This window comes from Humiphilus diazotrophicus (assembly GCF_059726315.1).
The window spans coordinates 2,291,442-2,303,680 of the sequence record NZ_AP040870.1; the positions used below are offsets into that span (position 1 = coordinate 2,291,442).

The following is a 12,239-nucleotide window of genomic DNA, read 5'->3' on the forward strand; positions in this document are numbered from 1 at the left end:
TCGAATCGAGACTAATTCACGAGACGCGCACTATAGCAGTTTGCAAAGGTATAGGCCGAAGCAGGAGAACAGTTATGCATCGTTCCGTAAAGAAAGCTGCACCTAAAGTCATTGAAGAGTTCACAGCGCTACGAAAGATGTTCTAGTGCACATCGACAGTCCGTTCCCCTTCGTAATGCAGGATGTGGTAATATCCCTCCCAATCTGCCCAGCGTATAGGTGCCGGAATCAAGTTCGAAGGATCGGCAAGAAACTTCTAGTAGTGGGCGAGCGCCTCTCGTGTACGATCAACACTTGTAAACCAATCCGGAAATATTGGCGAACGTGATTAATAATCTGCCTCCAGATTGGCAGACTAGGAATCTGTAAATTTTGATATCTACAGCTGTCATTGGCTGGAGGGCTGGGCCTCCGCAAGTTGTGGCAGTTCAAGTTTGGTGACATACACCACGGATATCAACATCAGTGTCAATGCAAACCTCAAATGTGGCCGTGTAGCGAAGCTTATAGACTGAAAGATGTTTTCATCCAAGCTTCAGCCTGCACTGGCAAATCTTGTTATCTGGGTAGTCCCCTCGATGAGGGGGACTACCCATACCTTATGCAGTCGCAGAACCGAGAAACTCGGCCATCGTCACTTTACGTCCAAGCTCCATCGCACGATTACATAGAGCAACTGTCACACCTTGGCTCCAACCAGCATTTTCGTCCGCAACGGGGCGACGGTGATGACGAATGCAATCGATAAACTCTCGACAAGCTAGTAAGTCGGCATCCGAAGCATTCCCTTTGATCGGACAATCCCCTTTGCCTGTATATGGCTGCTCTGCCGAATAGGTGGGCCCGGTAATCAGTTTGTGCTGGATGGTAATTTCAGGAGGAATTGCGGAATTTGGATACCAGGGTTCTTCAAAGTAGCTAGCTTCTGTATGCGTCAAAACCACGCTTCCGCCAGTTCCGAAAACGCGTTCCTGAGCGCCCTCCAGACGGTTCGTTGTAATGTAGCTCGCCTGTAAAGTTTGGCCTCCGGGATAGCGCAAGGTTGCATAAGCATTGTCGGCAATCTCCCGACCATCCTTCCAGAAGTCGATGCCACCGTCGGCAATTGCCGATTCCGGCAATGAACCATAAATCCTGTTAACAAAGCTAATATGATGTGAGCCTAGCTCAGCAAACAAGCCACCGGACCATTCACGATAGAGCCGCCAATTGAGTAGATGCTCCAACTGTGCGCCTCCATCCTTCGGCACGGGCCGACGCCAGTTATTGTTCCGGTGCCAGTAGGAGTGGATGTGAGTAACCTTTCCAATTTTGCCTTCTCGGATACGCTTCTCCGCTTCCTGATACCAGGGCGCATAAGTATATTGGAGGCCAATCTGAAGCATCTTCCCCGTATGCCGAGCAGCATCGCGAATGCGATTGCAGTCCTCCAAAGTACGCCCCATGCTCTTTTCGCCATACACCGGGCGGCCACTGTCTAGAGCAGCCGTAACATGCTCAGCATGCAGCCCCAGAGGGGTTGAAACCATTACCGCATCGATATCGCGTGCCTCAAGTAGCTTACGATAATCGCTGTAAGCCGGGGTTTGCTCTCCGGTTACTTTGCGGCCTTCGTCGATGCGGGGTTGATAGATATCGCAGAGCCCTGCAATCCGAACACCTGGGACACGCAGCATCATGCGCATCATGTGTTGGCCACGGCTGCCGATTCCAATCACCCCTAAATGAACCCAGTCACTGGGCGCAATTTTTTGAGGGGAACCACAACCGCGCAAACCAAGTGACAGACCTCCAAGTCCAGCAGCAGCGAGTCCAATAAAGTCACGTCTATCCATCTTCACCCTCGTTCAGATTTGCAGGGGAACCAGAGCCTTTAGATTCATAAAATCCTCCAGGCCACCGAAATGCCCTACAAATTATGTCTTCAGCATTTGAACACACCCAGAATGCTGCACAACCGGAAAATCTCTCCATGACAACGCTGCCACGTTCGGGGCCGAGCAAAAACATAGCAGTAGACAAAGCATCGGCCACCGTAGAAGACGGTGCAAGGACCGTGACTTGCAGAACTTGGAAGCCGTCTGCAGCACCTGGATCCGCAAGAGCTTTGGGATCGATCAAGTGGCTATAAATACGGCCTTTCTCGACAAAACTTTGCTCCCGCACTCCTGAGGTCGAAACCGACCAACCTGCAAGATCGAATTCACCTAGCGATTGCGATGTATTGTTTGGATGAGCTATTCCCATCTTCCACCCAAGACCGAAAGTCTTGTCTGTGGCGGCAATGCTGCTCGATCCACCATCGACTAATGCCGATATGCCAAGGGAGGACAGCAAGTCAATCGCGCAATCCACGGCATAGCCCTTGGCAATACCGCCCAAGTCGAGCTCTATTCCAGGCTTCAGGAACTGTACGGTACGCCATTCCCGGTTCAGTTCTACAAAATTCCAGCCGGTCATCGCCTTGGCCGTGGCCAGAACATCCGGCTCTGGGACCTTGGGCTGTCGTGATGCAAAGCCCCAAGCTGATGTGAGACGTCCTATAGTGATGTCAAAAACGCCCTCAGTTGACGCGCTAATCTCAAGGGCTGTTGCTAACAGCTGGAAGACCTCCGGATCTGTAACAACCGGTCCTTCTGCAGCTTCTCGATTCAGACGTGAAAGTTCACTCGAAGCACGAAAACGGCTGAAGGTATTCTCAATGCGATCAAGCTCCTCACAAACACTCTGAAAGCAGGCTAAAGCCTGCCCAGGCTCTTTCTCATCAAGATAGATGGTAAAAGCCGTCCCCATGGCAGGATGAGTCTGCGCCCAAAGATTACTGGTTCTCTTTGCCGAGTGTGGAGCGAATTGAATCATACTGTAGAGAAATCATCGAGAAGAAGGATGCATCTAGAACGCGGGAAAACTGCCCGATACATACCTCCTAAAGAAGAAACATATCGGGCACTAGGGTTTTCCCCATAAAAAGTATCCGCCATTCAGCTAAACTTTCTTCTCCCAATCGACATGAGCGTGCGTAGCATGGAGCTGGGCCTTGATCGAAAGCTCAGCGGCTAAAAGGCACTGCGTCTGATCCTGGGCAGTATGAGTACGGTTGACAACATCGCTAACAAATTGCAAACCAAAGGGCAACGTCAAATTATTGCAGTCGATATATCTCGCATTCTTTCCATCGACAACAAACAGGTTGTTCCCTTGCTTACTCACGGCTACATTCGTATATTTACGAAGCTCCATATAACCATCTGTGCCGAGAATGAATAAGCGGCCATCTCCCCAAGTGCCTAAGCCGTCGGGAGTAAACCAGTCAAGCCGAACATAACCAAACCCCTTATTGCCACGAAGCATCATATCGCCGAAGTCCTGGAAGTGGGGATGCTCCGGATGACGCAGATTTGCCACCTGAGAAGCTACGACCTCAGCCTCTGTGCTGCCGGTGTAGTAAAGGAACTGATCGAGCTGATGCGAGCCGATATCGCAAAGAATTCCTCCGAATTGGACATCATTCCAGAACCAATCCGGCCGGCCCCCGTTGCTCCCTTTGCTCCCCATCACACTTCCAGACCCCTGAACAATTTGGTGAGGAGCGATATTGATAGTCTGAATCACCTGCCCTATTGCGCCGTCCTTTACCAGTTCACCGGCTTTGACCGCTGCCTTCACACTAAGGCGCTCAGAGTACATAATTCCAAAGATGCGTCCGGTTTCCGCGATACATTTCCTGACTGCGGCTAATTGATCTAGAGTGGTTATTCCCGGCTTATCCGACAGGAAATCTTTTCCAGCCTTCATCATGCGCAAACCAATTGGAGTGCGTTCGTTGGCCACTTGAGAACTAAGAACAAGCTGGATAGAAGAATCGTGCTCGATGGCTTCCTGGCTGTCCACCACTACAACTTCGGGATGACGCTTCTTAAAAGCTGCCACTTTCTCCGGTTCGCTGCCCCAGAGCTTTACCAGTTCGCCTCCGCCTTCTTTGATAGCCTCCGTCATACCGTAGATGTGGTCATGACTAATACCGCACACGGCAAACTTGATCGAATGCTTGGGCGTGTCAGTGGCAGGAGTATCCGGCATAGCTACCTCATGCAGAATGTGCCCCGTGCCGAAGCCCGCACTGCCAAGTTGTCCAAAAGCTGGCAAAGCGGTTGCAATCCCCGCAAGACCGAAGGACTGTAAAAACTGACGACGCTGAAAAGAAGATGAAGGCATCTACATTACCCCACAATGATTTATGGAACCGGACCAAGCCAAGTTCGTTCTTCAAAACCAGTTTTCGAACTTCGTTCGGTGAAACAACAAATATTACAGGTTCTCAATAGGGTTTGTCTCCCTACTTTCTGGAGCATAAGAAGAATAGACATTTCGCTTTCTGTGTCAACCGCAGACATCCCTTTACGTCAACACACGGCTAAAGAACCGTCGCGATTGGAGAATGTGCCCAATTAAGTCTGAATGCCCAGCACTACTGATGTCGTTATTGTGATCTACAACTCACCACAAGCTATCGATCGTCAATCATGGTACTCAGAAAGAGCACGCCACGCGATGGCAAGTTGAGTATTACCGGATACCATATTTATGGCTTTCAACGTCTTTTGGCTTCAGGGAAATAGTCGCTATCGTGATTCCTGTCCGAAGAGAACGAATCGTGCCGCATTATTGTTGTTCCAAGCATCGGTACCTTTATCTTGATGTTGAGGGAAATATCCGTGATTTGAGCTACTCAGGATTAGCGCTACTGATCAAAAAACATGCGAGCATGGCCATTCCGTCAGAGAATGGCCACGCTCGCAATGAATCGTTTGATGTCACCTGTGGGGATCTACTTTTTAGCCGCAATTGGATGTGCAGGAGGAAAAGCATCGGACAAGCTCATCACCTTCAATGCAGATCGCAGCTCCTCTAGAGAAGCATTACTATGAATGCTGACCTCTGCAGTCTTTCCGGGTACGAGATCGAAGTAGTTATCTGAAAGAGTTGCATCCAATTTCCCGAAGCTAATGAACACTGAACGAGCCAGCATCTTCGACGAAAGTTGAAGATGATAAACCTTGTTCTCTCCCTCCAGATGGCTATCGATTGCCACCGGGATGAGTGACATCTCTTTAGGTTTGGCAAAATACAACTGATTGGAAGAGACCTCCTTGTCACCGACCAGCAACTCAGAAGCAATGAAGACCTTTGCAGGATCGTAGGCGTGAATTGCGCTTAATTCCGCCATCGTCCATTGCATAGCGGATGTACTGGCGAGTGCTGGAAGCTGAACTTCACGCGTCTCCTCTTTCAGCACCTCTCCACTGAGGTTCATCAGCCTCAAATGAAGCTTCGCACTGGTAGCGGTTGTGCGATCGGAAACGATATAGGTATTTACCGCGCCGTCTTCAACATGCGAGGTCACCAGTAGATCGTTGTAGAAGCGCCGGGCATAGTAGTGGAGAGCTTTCCACCGCCCGTAATAGTCCAAGCTTGCCCAGGAAGCCACGGGCCAACAATCATTCAACTGCCAATAGATCGAGCCCATCGAACGTGGACGAATACGCCGCAAGTGTTCAGCTCCATACTTAATAGCCTCGGCTTGCAATACCTGACTGACATAGAGGAAAGAAGCAAAATCCTTTGGCTCAGGATAGTCCCGCAGCATGTATTCATGAATCTTCGCATTGCCGGCTGCATTCTTCTGGTGGATTAGCATCACTGGTGTCAGAATGCCGGTGCGATCTTCGGGCTCTGTAAAGGCTTCCACGCTGCGCATCTCCGGGAAGGACTGAAAACCAAATTCAGTCATAAAGCGGGGGAAATATTTATCGTAATCCTGTATGGGAACCATGCCATGCCAGATGTCCCAGTTATGCGTGTCTCCCGACTGATATTCCTTCGATGTATCTTCATAGTCAGCACTTGGAGAACTCGGCCAGTATGGAATCTCTGGTGAATACTGATGCACGGCACTGGCTAATACTCCGCTGAACAGTACAAGGTAGTCTTGCCACATGCGACGTTGAGCGTCAGGAGTAAGCGTTTTCGTAATATCTTGTTGCCAGTTCCATGAAATCTCGGTCTCATTATTCCCGCACCAGAGAACAATGCTCGGATGATTCCGCAAACGACGAAGCTGATACTCGGCCTCCTTCTCTACGTTTTGTTTGAAGTCATAGGTGCCCGGCTGCCAATTGTTGCCGAACATAAAATCCTGCCATACCATGATTCCCAATTCGTCGCAGATTTCGTAGAACTCGTCGCTCTCATAGTATCCGCCGCCCCAGTGCCGAATCATATTCATATTGGCATCGCGAGCCGACTGCAGTACGCGACGATACTCTAGGGTACCTACTCGCGTTGGAAAGCTATCGAAGGGAATAACATCGGCACCCTTCGCGAAGATTGGAATTCCATTGACTTGGATTTCAAACGAGCGTCCCCACTTATCCTTTTCCCGGCGCAATACTACAGAGCGCAGCCCTGTGCGGACCGTGGCGGCATCTACAACTTCGTTCCCAATCTTCAGCTGCGCATCGAATTTGTACATCGCCTGTGCACCATAACCTGCGGGGTACCAGAGCTCAGGATTCTTAATGTCAACAGGTAATACAACCCGATTCACCCCAGGATGCAAGGTAACCGCTAATGGGACACTCTGCGGCTTGCCATCATGTCTATAAGATACCGTCAGAGTTCCAGAGCAGCTTTCCGCTGCGGTAAGCTCTACCTCAGCACTGAGATGAGCAACCTCTTTCGTAATATCTGCCTGGCGGATATGAAAGTCAGAGACGCGAGCCTCATCCCAAGCTTCGAGATGTATAGGCTTCCAGATTCCGCTGGTCACAAAACGCGGGCCCCAATCCCAACCGAATTCATATACTGCTTTGCGCAAATATGATTTATCGGGAGTCTTGAACTCCTTATGCCACTTGTCCTTTTCTGCTAGCCTTGCACCTTCCTTTATCGGCGAGATAAAGAGAATCCGGATTTGATTTGCACCTGCATGCAGATAAGGTTTTGCGTTCACCCGCCAGGCACGAAACATATTGTCGGCAGCAAGCACCTGGGTGCCATTGAGATAAACTTCTGCCGTTGTATCCAAACCGTCAAAGACCAATTCGAGATTCCGGTGCTTCAGAAGTTCGGGAGAAACCTGGAAAGTGGTCTGATACTCCCAATCGGCGTTTTCAATCCACTGCAACTTCGATTCATTATCACGATAGAAAGGGTCGGGAATCACTTTATTCCGCAGCAAATCGGTATGAACAACTCCAGGGACCTGTGCGGGTAGCCACTTGGCGCTGGAGACATCGCCTCCTACCTGGCGAAATGTCCAGTTCTCATTCAAATTCAAGCTTTGCTTCTTGGTCGAACTCGATTGTGCTGCCAGGGGCAGAAGCAGCAGAAGGGTTGACAGTAAGATGACCAGAGGACCTTGTCTTTGCAACTGCATCCGTATCACTCCCAGAAAAGAATAAATATGTGTATATCTCAGAAAATCGATTACTAGAACTGAACTCAAGACTTCACCTCCACCGGATATACCAGTTGAGGTGGAGTCTTCGGAAGTTGAAAGCACGAAGAAATGTTGGGTGCCGTCCGTGCCTTTCAAATTACCACTCGAAACGAGCGCCACCCTGTCCCTTCCTTGGATCACCCAAATACCAGTTACATTGCCGAAGTGCTGGCCTTGAGTAGATCCTGCAACAGGATCATTGTAGTGATGACGGTTGAATGCGTTGAAGAATTCCGCACAGAAGGTCACCCGGAAACGGCCGTCGAGGCCGAATTGAGTTTTCTTCAGAAGGATCAGACCTTCATTCGGACATCCGAAACCGCGGAATTCCGTGTAATACGGCTTTTGATTGGCCAACTCGCCGTATGCGGGGTTGGAGAAAGGCAGCTGGCCCAAACTATTGATTACTATGATTATCTAGATTTGAGAGGTTGAGCTTTTTGAAATGGCGGGATAAGGGAACCGACTTATCGCGATTGGCATAGACCGCAGACCATTCGGGGCTTCAACAGGAAGGCACTGAGGCGGCGGGTTTACTTCTTGCAGAAGAAGAAGGACGACGCAAGCTTCGTAAAGTTCTGAATATTTCCGATAGCCAGCAAAAGCCTGTGTACTTCGAAGTCCTTCTACGTACTTCTACAGTGAACGGAGCTCCGGGAAACACGGATATTGTTGCCGCACGTCTACCGCAATGAACATGCACCAGGCAGCCCCAACTTCCTTAATTGCTCGTCGGCTCTTTATCGACGTGATCGACAATCAGAAAATCCACTGGAACCTTCTGCGGCACGAGTTTTAGTCCAAGCTGTTCCTGTACAGCGGTGAAGATTGTGGGAAGCTCCGAATCAGTAGAATCAACCGGGGCATAACGGAGCGAGATTTCATAGTTTCCTGTCAGCCCTGTCTGATCGATAACAGGTCGCCTCACCGGACGTGACAGCAGAGCAGCAAAGACTTTCATCGGCATGCTCTGACCTCGAATCTCTGACGGCAGGATGTTCCCCTGTGCCAGCGGAGCCTTGGTTGGCGTTAGCCTCTCAATGCCTCCTCCTAATACGAGGGCATAGCCTGATACCTGCTTAACGCTGTGATGCATAACCAAATGGAAGCGCTCCTTGAGTAATTGCTGAAGTGCAGGGCGCAATGTTTCGTAACTAAGATCTGCCTCATCTCTACGCCGAGCTGAAACGTCAAGATAGAGAGAATCAGTCTCCTTGGGCATTTCCAGATTTGCCGAGTCGAGATTGTAGGCAAGAGCTATCAGGATTGATAGCGGGATGTTTGTGGCCGTAAATATCCTCTCGTTATAAGGACCGATCGATGTGAACCCCCTTCGTTCCGGCGGAACAATGTGAATTGAAGCTACTTCAAAGGTCGAGCCTTCGACCGAGGTACCCGACACCGCGTTGTGCGCGTCCACATTTTGAGCCCAGAGAACGCTCGACATCAATATCCCAAAAATGAACGTGGTCACATACCTAGAATTGGAAACGCGATGGTTCTTCAACATAGGGTTCTCGTTTTACCGTCGCGTACATCTTACCTCAAGAGCTATGCGATCCTACTTCTTTCTATGGGTGTTACCCATTAAGACTGGAAGCAATCACCTCGTAAGGCATCAACCATATTAATTTGCCCAGGTATGGCTGGAAGATCAGCTCTCGTTGTTATTAACTTGTTTTGACAGAAATGCGAGCGCAAGGCCTATACCGGGACCCAAAAACCTTAGTCTTCCCGCAATAGACGTGCCGGATTAGCGGACAGAGCACGACCTGCCGGAATCCATGTTGCTACCAGACCAACAAATGCCATGACTCCGATAGCACCTATAAGAACCAGGGGATCTTTCGGAGTTGCCTGATAGACAAGAGCTGCAAGCAGATTTCCGGCTCCAATTCCTAATAACAAACCTACAAGCGATCCCACGAGGAGCAAAACAATTGGCCGACCTAAAGCAGAACCCAGCAATTGCGATCGTCTCGCACCTAAAGCTATGCGGATGCCAAGCTCGCGTAAGCGTTTCGATACAGAATAGGCTGCCATCCCGAAAATGCCAGTAACAGCGAGCATTGCGGCAAGCAGGCCCATAACTCCCAGAGAAATGGTAGCTACGCGTACAGGAAAAAGGACCAGAGCTAGAGCGTCAAACCAATTTCTGCAACTAAAAGGAATACTGGGATCCGCCTCCGACAATATATAGCTGAGCGAGCTTGTTATCTCTGCTGACGGCAGCTGCGAACGGACAACTATTGTCGTATCGTCTTCCGGCTCTTGCGCGAGAGGAAGAAACGCAGCCGCTGTGGACTCTTCTGTTAAGGAGCCATATTTGCCATCCTCGACAATTCCAACGATCTCGTACGGCGTTTGGCTATTGCGCAGAAAGTACCCGCCTATAGCCGTAGCACCTCCCAATAGCCTGCGGGCGAAAGTTCTGTTTACTATTGCGACCTTTGGTTTATTGGCATCGTCCTGCCAGGTAAAATCCCGTCCACTTAATAACTTCGTACCTGCTGCTTGCAGGTATCCAGGAGAGATAGTGAATGACCGCGAAGACATCACACCATTGGAAGGACGCAGATCTGTAGTACCCTGCCGGAAGATACGAACCGTATCACCATGCCCACTCAGCGGCAGGCCATCGATCGTTCCGACTCCAGTGACGCCAGGAATACGAGCAATTTCCCGAATCAAACGACGCTGCATAGGAAAGGCCGTGGCATCTGTATAACCGGCCATATGCATGTCCATCTCGGCAAGCACCACATTCTGAGGAACAAAACCGAAGGGAGCATGTACGGCTCGCGCCATTGCGCGCAGAGAAACGAGTGAGGCCGTTACCAGCAACGCACAGAGTGTAATCTGAACGACTAGCAAGATATCGCGCAAGGTAAAACGCTGCGCTAGCCTCTTCTCGGACCATCCCTTCATTGCTTGCATGGCACTCGTTTTCCAGACCTGTCTCGCAGGCAGAAGCCCGGGTAGCAGCCCACTCACGAAGGAAAGCAGCAAGGCCATTCCATAGACACGGGTGTCAGGCAGCACTGTAACGTGGATAGGAAATTCCGTAATCGGCTGCCAGCGACTGAGAACATGGAGCAGTCCAGAAGCAACAGCAGTTCCCAGTAGTCCACCGATCATTGAAATCAGTACCGATTCCGTAAGCAGTTGCCGGAGGATTCGCCAGCGAGTTGAACCAATCGAGAGACGGATTGCCAACTCCCGCGTCCTGTCCGCAGCTCGCGCCGCAAAGATCCCGGCCAGATTTGCGCACGCAGCTACCAGCACCAGCAGAGCGAGAGCCATGATTGCCGTAAGGAAAGGCTTGGCCGGTCCGCCGAGGGTGTCTCCCATCAGTCCCGGCTTGATCAGCCGTGCTCTCAGGCCGTCGTCGGTAGACGGGTACTCTTTGGACAATTGCAGGGAAATCGTATTGAGATCATTTGTTCCCTGGTGAACGGTAACTCCAGGCCGAAGCATTCCAAGAATAAAAAGCCCATGGTTGCTTCTGCGCTCTAGGAAGTTAGAACCCTCAATTTGCGCTCCGTTCACAATTGGTATCCAGAAGTCGGGCCAGAAGAAAAGCTCTGTGCCATTGAAGGTTCCAGGAGCCACACCAATGATAGTGAAAGGATGCTTATTCAGATCTACGACTTTACCAACCACACCCGGATCGGAATGGAAATGAGTACGCCAGTAAGCATCACTCAAAACAATGTACGGAGCGGAATTAGGACCATGTTCGTCGCTCGCATGAAAGAAACGGCCTAGTGCAGGTTTAACACCCAACATGTCGAAGTAATTGCCGGAGACCGAATACTCCCAAGCCTTCTCTGCCGTCCCACTAATGCCGATACCGACCATACCAATACGGAAGGTTGCAAGATCGCTGAACGTGCTATTGCGATTCCGATAATCGAGATAGTCCGGATAGGACTGCGTCATACTATCGTGCTGGCCCACTTCAAAGAGCCTGTCGGCTCCTGGGACATTAAGCGGACGCAGTATCAGAGAATTCAGGACGCCGAAAACGACCACATTGGCGCCAAGGCCTAAGGCGAGTGTGAGGATGGCAGTTAGCGCGAAGCCCGGCGAACGGCGTAGCTGCCGGGAAGCATAACGAAGATCCCGGACAATACTCGCTACACCAAGATTTGTGTCTGCTGCAGTTGCGCGTTCTTTCATGACAGCAGGATTGCCGAAACGAAGCATAGCATCGTGCCTGGCCTCATCCGGAGACATGCCGGAAGCAAGGTTGTCTTCGATACGCATCTCGATATGAGACTGTAGCTCCCTATCGATTTCACGCTCTACGCGAGAGCGGCAAAGGAGATTTGTAAGGCGACGCAAGCTGGACATAACACTCCTTACGCATAGCGCAGAATGGCACGAACGCCTTTCACCAACTGCTCGAAGCTTTCCTCGGCCTCCTGTAATTGCTTCTTCCCGGCAACAGTCAGCTTGTAGTACTTGGCTTTGCGATTTGTCTCGGTCATGGCCCACTCCGAACTGATCCATCCACTCTGCTCCATACGATGGAGAGCGGGATAAAGAGAACCTTCCTCTACCTGCAGCAACTCGTCGGACGCCTTTTGAATATGGAGGACAATCCCATATCCATGCAGTCTTCCCCTTTGGGACAGGGTCTTGAGGACCAAGAGATCGAGGCTTCCCTGTAGATCATTTCTCGCCATGCAGAACGCACCCCTTTGCTTCTTGGTATGGAGCATAGGCCTAGACA

General features: G+C 50.5%; 7 protein-coding genes. All 7 read right to left on the reverse strand.

The window, feature by feature from the left end:
• Positions 1 to 599: 599 nt before the first annotated feature.
• The 7 genes from AC6I7T_RS10560 to AC6I7T_RS10590 all read right to left on the reverse strand — a co-directional run bounded on the left by AC6I7T_RS10560 (position 600) and on the right by AC6I7T_RS10590 (position 12,192).
• On the reverse strand, positions 600 to 1,835 hold the full coding sequence (locus AC6I7T_RS10560) for a Gfo/Idh/MocA family protein (RefSeq protein ID WP_497793351.1): 1,236 nt from the start codon (positions 1,833 to 1,835) through the stop codon (positions 600 to 602).
• A complete protein-coding gene (locus AC6I7T_RS10565; protein ID WP_497793352.1) occupies positions 1,828 to 2,859 on the reverse strand; it encodes an FAD:protein FMN transferase in 1,032 nt (343 codons plus the stop codon). The genes AC6I7T_RS10560 and AC6I7T_RS10565 overlap by 8 nt, the downstream gene beginning before the upstream one ends.
• 126 nt (positions 2,860 to 2,985) lie before the next feature.
• On the reverse strand, positions 2,986 to 4,215 hold the full coding sequence (locus tag AC6I7T_RS10570; protein WP_497793353.1) for a Gfo/Idh/MocA family protein: 1,230 nt from the start codon (positions 4,213 to 4,215) through the stop codon (positions 2,986 to 2,988).
• Between the two features lie 613 nt (positions 4,216 to 4,828).
• Entirely contained in the window at positions 4,829 to 7,897 is a 3,069-nt protein-coding gene (locus tag AC6I7T_RS10575) for a beta-mannosidase (protein ID WP_497793354.1), read from the reverse strand.
• Between the two features lie 325 nt (positions 7,898 to 8,222).
• Entirely contained in the window at positions 8,223 to 8,948 is a 726-nt protein-coding gene (locus AC6I7T_RS10580) for a TIGR03435 family protein (protein WP_497793355.1), read from the reverse strand.
• Between the two features lie 278 nt (positions 8,949 to 9,226).
• Positions 9,227 to 11,857: an ABC transporter permease gene (locus AC6I7T_RS10585; RefSeq protein ID WP_497793356.1), complete on the reverse strand. Its 2,631-nt coding sequence runs from the start codon at positions 11,855 to 11,857 to the stop codon at positions 9,227 to 9,229.
• An 8-nt stretch (positions 11,858 to 11,865) separates the two neighbouring features.
• Positions 11,866 to 12,192, reverse strand: coding sequence for a PadR family transcriptional regulator (locus AC6I7T_RS10590; RefSeq protein WP_497793357.1), 327 nt, complete (start codon positions 12,190 to 12,192; stop codon positions 11,866 to 11,868).
• Positions 12,193 to 12,239: the final 47 nt, after the last annotated feature.

What these genes read in the sequence shown, in the direction of transcription:
- AC6I7T_RS10585 (WP_497793356.1), bottom strand. Translation starts at nt 11,857, where the DNA reads ATGTCCAGCTTGCGTCGCCTTACAAATCTCCTTTGCCGCTCTCGCGTA.
- AC6I7T_RS10560 (WP_497793351.1), bottom strand. Translation starts at nt 1,835, where the DNA reads ATGGATAGACGTGACTTTATTGGACTCGCTGCTGCTGGACTTGGAGGT.
- AC6I7T_RS10590 (WP_497793357.1), bottom strand. Translation starts at nt 12,192, where the DNA reads ATGGCGAGAAATGATCTACAGGGAAGCCTCGATCTCTTGGTCCTCAAG.
- AC6I7T_RS10580 (WP_497793355.1), bottom strand. Translation starts at nt 8,948, where the DNA reads ATGTCGAGCGTTCTCTGGGCTCAAAATGTGGACGCGCACAACGCGGTG.
- AC6I7T_RS10565 (WP_497793352.1), bottom strand. Translation starts at nt 2,859, where the DNA reads ATGATTCAATTCGCTCCACACTCGGCAAAGAGAACCAGTAATCTTTGG.
- AC6I7T_RS10570 (WP_497793353.1), bottom strand. Translation starts at nt 4,215, where the DNA reads ATGCCTTCATCTTCTTTTCAGCGTCGTCAGTTTTTACAGTCCTTCGGT.